At 54.8% G+C, this 14,162-nt stretch carries 10 protein-coding genes; 8 read left to right on the forward strand and 2 right to left on the reverse strand.

Annotated elements, in window-relative coordinates; genetic code table 11:
• A partial coding sequence (locus ACRBB0_RS24660; RefSeq protein ID WP_431377141.1) for a zincin-like metallopeptidase domain-containing protein occupies positions 1-298 on the forward strand: 298 nt, incomplete at its 5' end.
• A complete protein-coding gene (locus tag ACRBB0_RS24665) occupies positions 295-498 on the forward strand; it encodes a hypothetical protein (RefSeq protein WP_431377142.1) in 204 nt (67 codons plus the stop codon). The genes ACRBB0_RS24660 and ACRBB0_RS24665, both read left to right, overlap by 4 nt.
• A 14-nt stretch (positions 499-512) precedes the next feature.
• On the opposite strand, the gene ACRBB0_RS24670 is transcribed toward ACRBB0_RS24665, so the two are convergent.
• Positions 513-1,331, reverse strand: coding sequence for an AbiJ-NTD4 domain-containing protein (locus ACRBB0_RS24670; protein WP_431377143.1), 819 nt, complete (start codon positions 1,329-1,331; stop codon positions 513-515).
• A gap of 298 nt (positions 1,332-1,629) precedes the next feature.
• On the opposite strand from ACRBB0_RS24670, the gene ACRBB0_RS24675 reads away from it, so the two are divergent.
• The 6 genes from ACRBB0_RS24675 (at position 1,630) to ACRBB0_RS24700 (ending at position 13,072) form a co-directional block, all read left to right on the forward strand.
• Entirely contained in the window at positions 1,630-2,220 is a 591-nt protein-coding gene (locus ACRBB0_RS24675; protein WP_431377144.1) for a hypothetical protein, read from the forward strand.
• A complete protein-coding gene (locus ACRBB0_RS24680) occupies positions 2,207-4,015 on the forward strand; it encodes a relaxase/mobilization nuclease domain-containing protein (protein WP_431377145.1) in 1,809 nt (602 codons plus the stop codon). The genes ACRBB0_RS24675 and ACRBB0_RS24680 overlap by 14 nt, the downstream gene beginning before the upstream one ends.
• Entirely contained in the window at positions 4,008-5,897 is a 1,890-nt protein-coding gene (locus ACRBB0_RS24685) for a type IV secretory system conjugative DNA transfer family protein (RefSeq protein WP_431377146.1), read from the forward strand. The genes ACRBB0_RS24680 and ACRBB0_RS24685 overlap by 8 nt, the downstream gene beginning before the upstream one ends.
• 225 nt (positions 5,898-6,122) lie before the next feature.
• Entirely contained in the window at positions 6,123-8,363 is a 2,241-nt protein-coding gene (locus tag ACRBB0_RS24690) for an AAA family ATPase (RefSeq protein ID WP_431377147.1), read from the forward strand.
• A gap of 132 nt (positions 8,364-8,495) precedes the next feature.
• Complete coding sequence (locus tag ACRBB0_RS24695) at positions 8,496-9,674, forward strand: metallophosphoesterase family protein (protein ID WP_431377148.1); 1,179 nt, start codon at positions 8,496-8,498, stop codon at positions 9,672-9,674.
• On the forward strand, positions 9,671-13,072 hold the full coding sequence (locus ACRBB0_RS24700) for an AAA family ATPase (protein ID WP_431377149.1): 3,402 nt from the start codon (positions 9,671-9,673) through the stop codon (positions 13,070-13,072). The genes ACRBB0_RS24695 and ACRBB0_RS24700 overlap by 4 nt, the downstream gene beginning before the upstream one ends.
• A 90-nt stretch (positions 13,073-13,162) precedes the next feature.
• On the opposite strand, the gene ACRBB0_RS24705 is transcribed toward ACRBB0_RS24700, so the two are convergent.
• Positions 13,163-14,161, reverse strand: a complete 999-nt coding sequence (locus ACRBB0_RS24705) for a type IV secretion system protein (RefSeq protein WP_431377150.1) — start codon at positions 14,159-14,161, stop codon at positions 13,163-13,165.
• Position 14,162: the final 1 nt, after the last annotated feature.

The raw sequence follows: 14,162 nt of genomic DNA on the forward strand, positions 1-14,162 counted from the left end.
CCGACATCGGCATAAAATCCATTGGACCGGCAGCGAAAGGCGGCTGGAGCGGATCAAGAAATTTGCGAACCGCGAGGCCTATGCCTTTGAAGAGCTGGTCGCAGAAATTGGCGCTTGTTTCCTTGGTGCTCAGATTGGCGTTGCGCCGGAATTCGACCAAAGCGCCGCCTATGTTGAAGGCTGGTTGAAAGCGCTCAAAGAGGACAAACGGGCGATTTTTCGCGCGGCGTCTGAGGCGCAGAAGGCAGCCGATTTTGTTTTGCAAGCAGCAAGTCAGAGCAAGGAGGTGGCAGCATGACCCCTGATTATCACAGCGATGACTTTGCGACCGCACGTCTGGAAGACACGGTGAGCTTGCGAAGCGCCGCCCGTGAGGCGCGCGCCACGCTTTACGCGGTGTTGCACCGGCTGGAACTGAACGATATGGAGGGTGAGGAGCAGCCCTATATCGACGATTGTCTTGGCGCTCTCGCAATCCTTGAGGAGGCGCTGCGATGACGTTGCGCAGAGGTTTAGCTATTAGGTCCTTTGCCTTTGCGTAGAATGTAGACGCTTAGCGAGGCGGCGAGCCCGACTACCAGTTCGGCTTCATCAAAATCAGGTTCGTTTCCTTCTAGAAGGTGACGTCCCTGATTTGACGAAAACCCCCACAACTGCCCAACAGTGGCGTCTAGAGGGCTTGGTAGATGTAGTGATTTTACTGCTCTGCCAAGTGTCTCTTTTGTTTGACCCACATCGCGTGCAACACATTCGAGTGCCGCCATGGCATGTTGTATCGCCCCAGTTACGTCGGCTTTGGGTCTTCGAGAAATGTCTTGTAGTGCCTCGTGCAATTCTTCGCGGGCTGTGTTGTTGCCGTGGTCCTTCATTGTTTGCTTAGCTTGCTGGACCGCTAGCTCGAAACCTTCGCCACCTCTGGCAAAGATGCCGCCGTTTTCCATCTTCCAACCGATACCATGTTCTCGACAAAGCTGGTTGAACCCTTGCTCAAATCTTTGGGCTTCAGGACTTTCATACCCCGCGAATTGGTTTGGTCCCAACTTGCGATGCAGCTGTTCCGCAACATCGTACACTCTGTACCAGCTAGCGTCGTCGATGAGGTTGGCGATTTCAAAATCGACATTCGACTTTGACCAGTTGTTGGGATCCGGCCTTTTCAGCAGCACCTGGCACACGACTTCTCGGATCGTGTCTGATGATAGTCCCGAACGGAGGGCCAAGGAGATCAAGCCGACGCGCAAGGCTTCGGGTGCATCCTCTCTGATGGTGATTTCTGCTGCATCCGGCTCATAGCCATGCCGCTCTGAAAATGAGGGGAGTTCGTCGTTCATTGATCCACCGAATCTGGCCTTTGCCAGTCTTATTGCCGAGCTGAATTTCTTCTAAGAATTGTTGCGTCACTATCGCGTCGATTTGCTTTTGGCACAAGAAGCCGCCCCATTGAGCAGCACATCATTTTTCAGCTTGGGCAAAGTACGGCCGGGCTTTGCCCGGCGGTCGCAGCCTATGGCTGCTCCAAACGGGATACAGGCAGCTGACACAATATTATAATATTGAATCAATTATGGCGAAATGCCATAACAGGGCTGCCTGTATGATGCTGGCAAGAAATAGGGGTGATTACTTCACATGGGCCGAGCGCGCGCACCACGGCACAAGCGACTGACGCAGAACCAGCGTTTTGCCATCGTGCGCAAGCGTGCCGAGGGGGTGCCGATCAAGGATCTGGCGCGCGAATTCGGCGTCACGACCCGCAGTATCTTCTACACCTTGAAGACCGATCAAAGCCGCAAGCTAGATGCGCGCGTGCGCTCCGAGCTGGTGAATGTCCGGCTGTCGCCTAAGGAGCTGGCAAGCTTTGATTCCGTGCTGACGCGGTATGATATCGCCAGCAGGGCGGAGGGGTTGCGGCGGCTGATCTATGCGTCGAACGATCTGTTTGTTCCCGACGATGAACTGGCGAACCAGATGCAGGGGCTGTCGGCCTCGCTCAATCGCACAGGCAACAACATCAACCAGATTGCACAGCGCCTGAACGAGGCAAAACGCCAGGAAAAAACGCCGCCCTATGGCAACTCTGCCCATGGCCAGGTTCGTGCTTTGGCCGGGCTGATCTTCGACATCGCGGACCAGGTTCAGGACATGGCGCAGCGTCGTCGAAGCGCGTTGTCTGGCGAGGTTGCCCGCGTTCTGGGAGGCTTTGCCGATGGCCCGCAATAGCGCAGTTGCTGACGCGCAGGAGGCCTTCTTTGATCGCGACTGGAGCCGCATTCGTGGAAGCGTGCCGCGTACCCGTGCCAAGCAAATGGCGCGCGCTGCCATGGGGCATTCACCCGCGATCTTCAAAGCCATTCGCGATGGCGGCACACACAACAAAACGCAGCTGCGCAACCAGCTGGAATACCTGGCCACCAAGTCGAGCTTTATCATCGACAGCCGTGGCACATACGACGGCCAAAGCGTCCTGTCGGCCAAAGAGATCGAGCAGGTCACGCGCCGGTTTTCAGCCCAATGGAATGAGGGGTTTCATCCCAAGCTGGGGCACACTTCTCATCTCCTGATGGCTTTCCCGATTGGCACACGTGGCGAGGAGGTCGCCGAGATCACGCGCGAGATTTGCGAGCGGTTCTTTCTGGGTGAAGGCAGCCACTTTGACTATGTCGCGGCCGTGCATGAGGACCGGGACCACCCGCACGCGCATATCGTTCTGAACCGGCGCAGCAAGGACGGCGAGTTCTTCTTCCTGAAAGAAGGGCACCACTTCAACTACGACAGTTTCCGCGAGGCGATGGTCGAGGTGTCGGACCGGTATGGGCTGCGGCTCGAGGCGACCCGAAAGCTTGAGCGTGGGGTCACGACGAAGAGGCCAAGCGATGTAGACCAGCGTCGCGCGGAAGCCTCGGACCAGAGGCTGACTGAGCGCGAGCGCATGGGGCCAGAGTTGGACCGCGCGTTGGCTGAAGTGGCGCAGAACGCGCGGCTCTATCGCGGATTGGCGGCCGAAGCCTCGCGCGAAAATCAGCATGACATTGCAGCAGCCTTGGACAAGGCCGCGACGCTTTTGGCGCAAGGCAAACCGATTGAAGCAGATGGAAAGGTATATGGCATGGCCGAAGAACAACATTCGTTTGATGAGGTCGTGGATGCCTTTCACGACAAGATCAACCAAGCCGAGCGCATTGTCTCTGAGGCGCCGGTCGATCGGCGCGCGGCGCTCGAGCACGAGTTGAACGACATCTATCGCTCTTTGTCACATCTTAGCCCAATGGGAGTCCAGTCCCATACCTTGCTTGAGGATGCGTCCAAAAGCGGGATTTATTCGGTCGCGAACATTCAGGCCGAGGCCCAAGGTGCCTTACAGGATCCAGCGCTTGCCGAACGTCTTGAGCAGGCTTTGAAAGGCACCGGCATTGATGCGCAGGATGTGACGCGTCGCGTCGAAATCGGTGCGGGCAATGCCGCGCTGGAGCGGCAATGGCTCGGACAGGATTTGAAAGTGATTGCCGACAAAGAGGGCTTTGACCTGTCACGCGCCGAAGAGCTGGAGAAGGCGATTGACCGCCTCGACCAGGTGCACAGTGATCTAGGCCGTTTGTTAGCAGATGCTGAGGTTCTCAAAGACAGTGGGGCGGTGGAAACCGACCGGCAGGAAGCCATAGCCGACAGGTTGCCGCCGACCACCGTTGATATCCTGAGCCGTATGAAGGACGACCCAACCGCAGATCCTTTCCACAGTGATCTGGAACGCGGGGCCTTGCGTGCCGAGCTGGAGGAACTGGTCGGTGAAGAAAGCACCCCGGACTTGGCGATCGGCGATGAGACCACGCTTGAGGAACATATGAGCGATCGCCTTGACCGGCTGTATGCGGCCAAGGCCTATCTGCAGAGCGATGTTGCGCTGGCAAACAGTGTGGCGATGGAGCATGTCCTCGACGAGATCGCCAATGAAGAAATTGACCTGCAACGTGAGCGGCACGTCGATGCCGATGGCGAAAAGGGCGTGACGCATGGGTAAGGCACGGATCGCACTCGGCGTCATGAGCTTTGCTCTTCTCGGCGCGGTGCTGGGGTATATTCTGGCGTCGGCCTTTCTGACGTTCCGCTGGTTCGGGGTTGGGGCGGATATCGATTTTCTGATGTTGGCACGCAGCTATGGGGTTCTCCGAACGACCCATCCGGTCGATATGCAGATCGTTCACTTGCTTGTCGGGATCTGCACCGGGGGAGGTGTTTTGCTTAGCGCAGTTTTGATGAACGATGCGCTGACCAAATTCGGGGAAACCCATTGGCAACACACGTCCGAGATGAAGAGGAACGGCTTTTTCGGCAAGCCTGGCCACGGGTTTGTCCTCGGCAAAATGGGCAAGCCGCGGAGCCGCAGACCCTTTGTCATGTCTAAAGTCCTTCCCCACGCCCTGATTGTGGCTCCGACCGGGCGCGGCAAGACCACGGGTTTTGTCATCCCGAACCTACTGACCTATAAGGGCAGTGCTGTGGTTCTCGACGTGAAGGGCGAAAACTTCGAGGCGACGGCGCGTCACAGAGCATTGCAGGGCGACAAGGTTTTTCGGTTCGCGCCCACTGATTGGAAGGACGGCCGCTCGCACCGCTACAATCCCTTGCTGCGAATATCGGCGCTGGAAAACGTCGACCGCCAGCAGATGGAGCTGCAACTCTTGGCTTCGTTGTTCCTGCAAGCAGATAACGATCGCGTCCAAGGGCTCCTCGATGGCGGGATTGATCTATTCGTGGCGGCAGGGCTTTTAGCTTTCGAGCGCAAGCGACCGACCCTCGGTGAGATTTACCGCATCACCGCATCAGGTGGCGACAAGCAGAAGGAATATCGCCGCCGCGCCGACGAGGTGGTCAACCCAGCCGCCAAACTGATCTTCATGCGCATGTCCTCGACCAACAACGATACGTTGACGTCCTACCTGTCGCTGCTGATGACCTCGGGCCTCAAGCAATGGTCGAACCCTGCAATCGACCGCGCAACCGCAACCTCAGACTTTGACTTCCGAGACATCCGCAAAACCCCGTTTTCTGTCTATCTCGTGGTCGAGCCGCTGATGGTGAAACCCCTTGCGCCACTGATCCGCTTGTTCTTCTCGGACTTGCTGGCATCGTTGCAGGACCATGAACCTGGTAAGGATGAGCCCTGGCCGGTGATGATCATGCTCGATGAGTTCAATCGCTTGGGCAAAATGCCGATCGTGCTAGACAGCATCGAAACCCTGCGATCATATCGGGCAAACCTCGCGATTGTCACACAGACGATCCCGGCGCTAGATGAAATCTACGGCGAAAATGCCCGCCGCGCTTTGCAGGGCAACGCAGGCATTAAGCTCTATCTGACCCCCTCAGATGAAAAGACCATCGAAGAGCTTAGCAAAGCCGTCGGTAAAACAACCAAGCGCGTTGTGACCCGCTCGCGTTCCGTCGGCCGAAACCCTTTCGCGGGGCGCAGCATGTCTGAACGGACTGAAGAAACCGCGCTCCTACCCGAGGATGAGGCTCGACGCATGGATCTGGATGACATCGTGTTGGTCGTCGACGCGCAAATGCCTGTCCGCGCTAAGCGGATCAAGTACTATGAGGATCGGTTCTTTAAACAGATCTTCGACAAGCAAACCGGCGATCTGCCATATCCGTCAGCTGGTGACCAGATGCGCGGGCTGCAAGGGCAGATCAAGGCGCTGGAGGTGAAGATTGGTGCGCTTGAGGTGCCTAAGGTGGTTGCTGCTGAGGGATCAAAAGTTGGTGGGGAACGGCGCGAAGAGATCGAAGAACTGGCGTCTCACGGGCGGGGCGCGCAGTCCAGTGATGAAGCTAGTCTGGATGATTATCGGTCTGGAACAGAAAGGTTGGATCGTTTTTTTGAAGATGCGTTCCGGTAGTTTGACTGGGAGGCTTTTTTGCACAGAAGCTCTCAGGCCCGATGTACAGTCAGTTTGGTGAGCTATGGCGTCTTAAGTCATCGAAGACACTTTCTCGGGGTTGCTGCTGATGAACAGGGGTACAATTTTGGCGCGAGTTTTCGGTTGCCAGTTCACTGGCCGCTGACACATAGTGAGAGGTGACAATGAACTTCATCGTAGAATTTGAGTATTTGGAATATTTAGATGATCCAACACTTCTTGAAAATTGAAAATCTTGGCGTTTTTTCAAACTACAAAAAGCCTGTGGGGATGGAACCCTTTAAGCGATTTAACTTGATCTACGGGCTCAACGGCTCGGGAAAGACGACACTGTCCCGTTTTTTTGCAGACTTGAATACGGGACAAGCGGAAGGTTTCCCCAACCTCAAGTACAAGATCAAGACCGAAGACGGAGATTTTCAACAGGGAGCCCCCTACTCGCGCAAGATAAGAGTATTCAATGCGGAGTATGTGGATGCCAACATTGGCAAACTCGAAGGCACGCTCAATCCAATATATGTCATAGGTGAAGAAAATAAGGCACTTGCTGAGACTGTGAAGTCGGACGAAGATCAGCTTGCCTTGTTGAAACAGCAGCTTGAGGAAAAGTCGTCTGAAAGAGATAAGTTGGTAAAAAAGAAGGGGAAGGTCTTCACCGATGTGGCCCCCAAAATTACCGAAGCCTCCAAAGGGGCCGTCACTAGGACTTATAACAAACGGAACGCAGAAAAAGCCTATGGTGAATTGTCCAGTGCCAAGCAGCTTTCCATCGATGAGTTGGCCGTCACGTCTGCGGAAATGAAACAGACTGCTCTAGACCGTTTGCATGAGTTTCCAGCTGTTAAAATGGAAACTCATAAAGGTGAGCAAACTCTCTTTGAAACGCTAAAACTGCTGAGAGACGTTATCCTAAACCTCGGGCGAAAAAGTGCAACATCTGCTGCAATAGAGCGCATAAAAACCAATCCAGAATTGGCGGATTGGGTCGAACGTGGGAGAGATCTTCACGATAGGAAAGATGACCAGATTTGCGAGTACTGCCTGCAAAAAATCCCCGAGGACCGTGAAGCGGAATTAGCTGCACACTTCAACGAATCTGATAGTAAACTAAAGTTAGAGATCGAGAGTGCGATTTCCTCAGTTCGTGCAGCCAGAGACGAAATTGAACGTATTAAAGGCTTGAGTGAAAAAAATCTTTACCCTGAACTTCAGGAAGAATTCTCAAAGAATTCAAAGGTCCTTTCCGAAGAACAAGCCCAGGTACTGTCAAACCTGAAAGAAATGGATGAAGCGCTTAAAGACAAGCTCACTAGGCGTACAGAGAGCTATGAGGTGACGATTCCCGCACTCAGCAGTTCAACCTGGGATGCGGCAGTAGAAGCACTCAACTCACTTATCAGACGCCACAATGCAGAAACTGATGATTACCAGAAGCGTCTCGACAGCAATTTTTCGAAGATCGAAACACATTTCTTGTCGGCGATCCAACAAGATGTTCAAGATGTTTCAGATGAAATCAGTGTCTTGGATGGCGAGATTAAGGCGTGCACTGACGGTGATGCGAAGAACAGCACTCTGGGTACTAAGGATCTAGAGACACGCATCAAAGACAACCGAGCTAGAATATCAAACTCCCATCAAGCGGCCGCTGACTTATCTCAAAAATTGGCCTCTTTTTTGGGCCGTGATGATCTAAGGTTTGAACCTGAAGGAGAGGGTTATCGAGTAATGCGTTTTGGCCGTGCGGCAAAGAGGCTAAGTGAAGGCGAGAAAACAGCCATCACCTTCCTGTATTTCGTTGTCGGTTTGAATGACCAAGATTTTGACCTTGAAGATGGGATTGTTGTGATCGACGATCCGATCTCCAGTTTGGACTCCAGTTCAGTTTATCAGGCCTTTTCCTATTTGAAGAGTGCAGTGAAAGATGCGCGGCAAGTCTTTCTTTTGACACACAATTTTGAGTTCCTAAAGCTTCTTCTAGGATGGTTTACCTATGGAAATCAGAAAGATAAGTCGTATTGGATGCTGCACTGCACCAATACCAGCCCTGGTGCCAGAGAGACTGACCTTAAGCCGTTGGATAAAGTTCTCATAGAAAACCGAAACGAATATATATATCTGTTTGGAACTCTTGCGGAATTTGTTTCAGATGGAACGATTGCTCAGTCATATCCAATCCCAAACATAGCAAGAAAAGTGCTAGAGACCTTTCTAGACCAGCATTCTACCGGGAAGTCTTTTTTCAAGAAGCTGGAGAACCTTGACTATGATGAGCAGGTCAAGTCATCTTTGTATAAGTATACCAATGACTTATCGCATCCGACTATGTCGGGCCTTGACCCAGCATTGGTTGGAGAAACTCAGACAAATATTAAGCACCTCTTAGAGATGATCCAAACCGTTGCACCAGTGCACTACAAGGCTCTTACTGGTGCGGAAAGCTGATTGGGATCGATCTCGAACAGTTGGATGGTCTTACCCCTATTTGCGAGGGAGGCACTACGATTTCAGGCCAACAGCGAAACTGTTGGATCGGGGTAAGAGCCGCACCATTCGCGGAATACGGACGGAACAATTATGCGCCTACTAGTTTCAGCTGACACTCACCTCGGATCCCCCATAAGATCTATAGCACTACGCAATCCAGACCTGGGAGATCGCTTGAAGCAGGTCAGCCGTGATACCTTTGTCGAGATCGTTGACCTCGCGATATCGGAACAGGTCGATGCGTTTGTGCTGGCGGGTGATGTTTTTGACAATGGCTACCCGGATCTTAAGTCCCGCGCCTTCTTGATTACTCAACTATCGCGTGCCGCAGAAGCCGGTGTCGCCACGGTGCTGATCAGGGGCAACCACGACGCGCTTTTGGATCACAATGCACATGGAGGCTTGGGACCGAACATCCACCTTTTGCACAAAGGCGCGCCCACGGTGGAAATCGGTGATGCTGCGTTCCATGGTTTGTCCTTCGATAAGGCGCATGTGTCGAAGAGCTTCCTACCTGACTATCCGGTTCCAGTTCCGGGAAAACGAAATATTGGGCTTATGCACACCTCGCTAGATGGTGCCCCAGGTCATGATCCCTATGCGCCTTGCGCTGAACAGGATCTGATGGGGCACGGTTTCGATCTTTGGTGTCTGGGGCACATTCACGCGCCGTTTGAGCGATTGGATGGATCGGTTCTGGTGGTTATGCCAGGTATCCCGCAACCGCGTCATTTTGGCGAGCGTCACGGGGGAACTGTGACCTTGGTTTCGATGGGGGATGGGGTCCCGGAATTTGAACGCCGAGCGGTTGGGCGACTTGGCTTTTCCGAATGCTCTCTTGACCTAAGTGCCTGTTCTGACCAACAAGAGGTACTTAGAAAATTGCGTGACGGATTGATGACTGCGCAAGTGCCTGGGCGCGATGTGGCGATGCGCCTTAGCACTACCTCGGATCGATATGGCACGGAGCTTGTTGCAGAACTGGCGTCAGAAGTCCTGGACAGTATTGATGGTGTATTCCTCGACAAGGTTAAATCGGCACCTCTGCTCAGCCAAGCCAGTGCCGAGACTGACGATTTGGTTCGCTTGATGCAGGTGGAATTCTCCGAAGATGGTTTTCGACAGGCCGCTCTCCAACAGCTCGAAGAACTGCGTCTAGCTATGCCGTCAGAAATCACAGACGAGGTTGCTGAGGAGAGATTGGATGCGCTTCTCGAAGAAGCGATTGCAGAAGTCTCTCTAACTCTGCATGCGGGTACCTCCCAATGAGATTGAACCGGTTGGATCTTATCCGTTATGGGCGCTTTAAAGATGCCGATATTTGTTTTCCAAAATCGGCCGATGGGAAGCCTGATGTAACGGTGGTTTTCGGACAGAACGAGGCAGGCAAGTCTACCGCTTTCAATGGTTTTCTGGAATTGCTTTTCGGTTTCAAAGGCGGGGCACATCCCTACGCTTTCCGGTTCGATCGAAGTGATCTTGTAGTGGGTGCAGAGCTTGATCTGCCTGAACGTGGAACCACAGTATTGCGTCGCAACAGTAAGAGAACCCAATCACTGCTGGACTCGAACGAACGCCCAATCAACGAGGCGATTTTGACTGGTGCTCTGCACGGCCTTACTCGAGACAGCTATGAGGAACGGTTTTCACTCAATGAGAAAGGTCTGCGAGAAGGCGGCGAGCGGATAGCCGGAGCGCAGGGTGACCTTGGCCAACTGCTGCATGCAGGTCTCTCCGGTCTGACAGGGATGGCTCAAACGCTGGATTCCTTGGCCGAGCGAGCAGACAAATTTTACAAGAAACGCGGTCGGGGTACGGTATTGAAGACCGGCAGTGATCGCCTCAAAGAAATTGGTCGCGACTTGCGTGCTGATCACTTGACGACTGAGCGAGAGCGCAAACTTCGCGAAGATCGTGACCGGACAGTAGCCGATTTCGAAACTGCAGATGCTGAGCTTCGACAAGTTTATCAACGACAAGCAGCGTCTAAGGCTGCGGAGTTATGGTATGATCAGACTGAGAAGATGCGGCAACTGACCGAAGCCTTGGCCGATTTTCCCGGCGGTCCCGACCTTGTTCCCGATGCGGCAGAGCGTGTCGCTGGCTTGGTCGAGAAAATCGCGGCTCAGTCGATCCGAGTCGCTGAATCGGAAGAAGAAATCGTCAAACTAGATCAGATCATCGAAGACCACCCAATCGACAACTTGACCCAGCCTTTGACGGCAGAGTTGGAACGGCTTGATCAACTAACTTTTGATGGTGCATCGCTTTTGGGGCGCGCGAGCACCGCGCGGGCAGACCTCGACCGTCGCCGCGTAGACTTGAATAACCTCGGACAGCAAATAGACAAAGTTTTGGTTCTCCTCGAGGTGCCGGATACGCCGCCATCCACAATCGCCTTAGAGGCAAATGATTTGGAGGACCTCGCCACCGTAGTCCAGGAGTGCTTGACGGCCAATCTTTCAGCCGGTGCTGCAAAGGAGGCCACTGAAGTCGCTCTCGCACAACATGCCAAAGCGCCCTGTGAGCCGCAAGATTTGACGACTCTGAAACACGCCTTCGAAAAATGGAAAGCCGTGGCGGATATGTCCGCTTTCGAAGTTGCCCATGGCCAAGCCTTGGCGCGCCTGACCAAAGTCGCAGTTGGTCTGCCGCAGTCTTGGATGGACCTTGTTGCAGCAGGCCTACCTGCGCGAGAAACGCTCGACGAAGTCAGTCAGGATTGGGCAACCCTAACTGCCGATATTGCGTCGGCCCGGAAAAACCTCGAGGCCCGTGTAGCCGAGTTGGTGGAGGCGCGGGCGGATCTAACTACTCACGAGGCCGCACCTGACGCCGTTGACATTATTAAGACCGAAGAGACGCGGCGTCGGCGTGATTTCGAATGGCAGCGGCATCGGGGCGATCTGACAAGTGAGACGGCTGACCAGTTCGAGGAGGCGATGTACGCTGATGACAGCGCCCGAGCTCATTACCTTACGGGTGCTGAGGCTCGGCAGCGGCTGCTGGCCGCACAGGGACAGGTGCGGAGCGCTGAAGCCCGGCATGAAACTGCAAAGATCCGTCACGACGACTTGAAAGTGAGACATGACCGCTTGTCAGAAAGCTGTTCAAGATTGGCGCTGGCACTGGGGTTTGAAGCAGGCACGCCCGTTTCGGCCTTCAACGCTCGCCAACAAGCTCTGACGACGGCTGCCGAAGCCGCGGCCGATGTTTCCAATGCTGAAAGAGCGTTGAAAGACCGTCTTGTGCAACAAGCTGAGGCTTGCGATGCGTTGACTGGAGCGGCGCGTCCCCTTGGGTATGATCCCGCGCAAGGTGATCTGCCCACTCAAATTCAGAGAGCGCTTACGTTGGAAAAAAGCGATCGCGAGGCTTGGGCCAAATGGCAGGATGGTGAGAAGACCATTGCTGAGTTGGAAAAAAAGGCTGAGCAAGCGCGCGACGATCTCGACTTCGCTTTGAAAAAGCTTGAACAATTAACCTCTGCGTTACCGTTGCCGGATTGTTCGCTTGATGGTATTCGAGCCGCTTTGCCGCACCTTCGAAGCCTGCAGCAGCTTTATGGAGAGCATAGAAAGCTCTCAATGCGGATTGGGGCCTTGGAGCAAGCGATCGCTGCGCTGGCAGATAGCGCAGAGCGCTTGATCCGAATTTTGGGGGATCCTGAAAACGATGCAGATCCTGTCCAGATCATCGACCGCGCTCGCTCGCGTCAAGCTTTGGCCGTGCGGGCAGACGAAAAACGGGAAGAGGCGGTTCTGCGACGGGATGAACTTGACCGTTTCAAACGTCGCGCAGAGACGGAGCTCCAGAATGCGAACGCCCACCTAGAATCTTGTTTCGAAGGGCAAGGTGGTCAGGACTTGATACCTCGCGATCGTGTTGCAAAGTTGGTTGAACGTGATCGTCTGCGAGCGGAAAAGGCAACTGCGGCACGTGATCGCCAAAAAGCCCGTGAAGGAGTCGATGCCGTTCTTTTCGCCGAGGAACTAGATCGGATGCCTGACGCAACGCGCTCGACAGAGCTGGAACAGGCGCAGCAAGACGCACAGCTCACCCGGGACGCCGCCCGCGACGCTCAGCGAGAAGCTGACCGGTTATATCGCGAAGCTTTTCAAGCCGCTGACCGCAGCGACCTCGCGACCGAACAAGCGACACTGCTGGAAGAGCTACGGAGCGGCGCGCGTCAGGCGGCTGTGGCTAGACTCGGAGTGCTGGCGGCACGAGGGGCGCTGCGTCGCCTTGCGGCAGAGCGGCGCGGCAGCATGCTGCGCGACGTCGAAGAGGCTTTCGTCACCATGACCTCCCCGGCCTGGACCGGTGTTGATGTCTGGACACAGTCCGAAGGCGAAAAGCTCGTCGGTATTCAGCCAGATGGAAACACGGTTCCTGTGGAGCAGATGTCGACGGGCACAATGGGTCAGCTGTACTTTGCGTTGCGTCTTGCTGGATATCGCAGCTTTGCGCGTGACCCTGGCCCACTGCCGATGGTCCTGGACGATATCATGGAGACATTTGACGATGTGCGGGCACGAGCGGCCTTGCAACTCTGTGCCGAGATCGGCGCGAACGGACAAGCAATCCTCTTCACCCACCACGCACATCTAGTCGAACTGGCGCGAGACAGTATCGATGGGGTGGCGATCGTAAACATGCCCGACTGAAAGAGCTTTAGTCTGCAACAATGACGAGACTGCCGCGCAAAATCCTGGAATCTGGCTGTAGCGTTCTAAGACCAACTTGCCCCATGACCATTATTCCAACCGCTTCGCCCGTTCAGCAACTCTCTGAACCATCGAAACGGTCGCGCCACCTGCCTGACGTATTCCAGCCCCAGCGATCTCAGCATTCGACCTTGTCCCAAAACGTGCTCGCGCCCGGGACCCCTTGGTGCCGACCAATCCCTTGGCGAAGCCGCCGGGCCCCGGAATGCTTGGCGGTCCGGCCATCATGAAATTGCCAGAGATTGAGCGGACGATTAGCGGGGTGGCGATGATCATGCCGCCTGCGAGAAACATCATCATGAAGAAGGGGACCAGCGCGCCGATGTTGCTTGCGCCGGAGGGGTCTCCGAGTTCGGTCATGAGTGAGCGCGACATTCCGACTACGGTGGAAAACACCCCCGCAATCACGAGTGGGTAGAGCGCATAGGATACCGTGCTGGACAGCCAGCGATGGAAATAGTCCTTGCTGACATCGAACAGCGAAAGTGCGATCATGATTGGGGCGATACCGATCATGAAGGCCAGCATGATCTTTGCGAAGATCAGGACAAGCCCGCAGAGCGCGCCGATCACACCAAGGAGGAAAGCGCCGATCGCGCCGATCAGGGCTCCGGCCATCCAATGCATGTTGTCACCGGCCGCGTTCAGGTAGTCGCCGAACTCTTCGATGAGATCGTCGAAGGCCTCGGCAAAGTAGGACGCACCTGCACCGCCGCCGCCAAGTCCTGCCACCATGCCGCCTGCGAGCTGGTCGAGCCCGTTGATGAGGGCGCTGGCCATCGCGTTGAATTGGACCCAATTCAACGCAAAGAGGGAGATCAGCATGAGCTTGAGGGCGAACCAGAACGCGGTCCGCCCATCCATGGATTTGTACTGAAGCACCATGTTGAGGAAGATGCCGATCACGGCGAGCGTCGAAGCCACGGCGATGACGCCGCCAAGCTGACCGGCGACGTTACCAAAAGTGGTTTGGGCCGCGTCGCCCAGAAAGTTGTCGGTTGTCTCAACCATCCAGGTGACAACGCCCATC

Source organism: Pelagimonas sp. (assembly GCF_050633425.1).
Lineage (GTDB): Bacteria > Pseudomonadota > Alphaproteobacteria > Rhodobacterales > Rhodobacteraceae > Pelagimonas.

Bases quoted from the DNA above. Each gene is read 5' to 3' on its own strand.
- ACRBB0_RS24665 (WP_431377142.1), top strand. From the start codon at position 295: ATGACCCCTGATTATCACAGCGATGACTTTGCGACCGCACGTCTGGAA.
- ACRBB0_RS24670 (WP_431377143.1), bottom strand. From the start codon at position 1,331: ATGAACGACGAACTCCCCTCATTTTCAGAGCGGCATGGCTATGAGCCG.
- ACRBB0_RS24675 (WP_431377144.1), top strand. From the start codon at position 1,630: ATGGGCCGAGCGCGCGCACCACGGCACAAGCGACTGACGCAGAACCAG.
- ACRBB0_RS24680 (WP_431377145.1), top strand. From the start codon at position 2,207: ATGGCCCGCAATAGCGCAGTTGCTGACGCGCAGGAGGCCTTCTTTGAT.
- ACRBB0_RS24685 (WP_431377146.1), top strand. From the start codon at position 4,008: ATGGGTAAGGCACGGATCGCACTCGGCGTCATGAGCTTTGCTCTTCTC.
- ACRBB0_RS24690 (WP_431377147.1), top strand. From the start codon at position 6,123: ATGATCCAACACTTCTTGAAAATTGAAAATCTTGGCGTTTTTTCAAAC.
- ACRBB0_RS24695 (WP_431377148.1), top strand. From the start codon at position 8,496: ATGCGCCTACTAGTTTCAGCTGACACTCACCTCGGATCCCCCATAAGA.
- ACRBB0_RS24700 (WP_431377149.1), top strand. From the start codon at position 9,671: ATGAGATTGAACCGGTTGGATCTTATCCGTTATGGGCGCTTTAAAGAT.
- ACRBB0_RS24705 (WP_431377150.1), bottom strand. From the start codon at position 14,161: ATGGGCGTTGTCACCTGGATGGTTGAGACAACCGACAACTTTCTGGGC.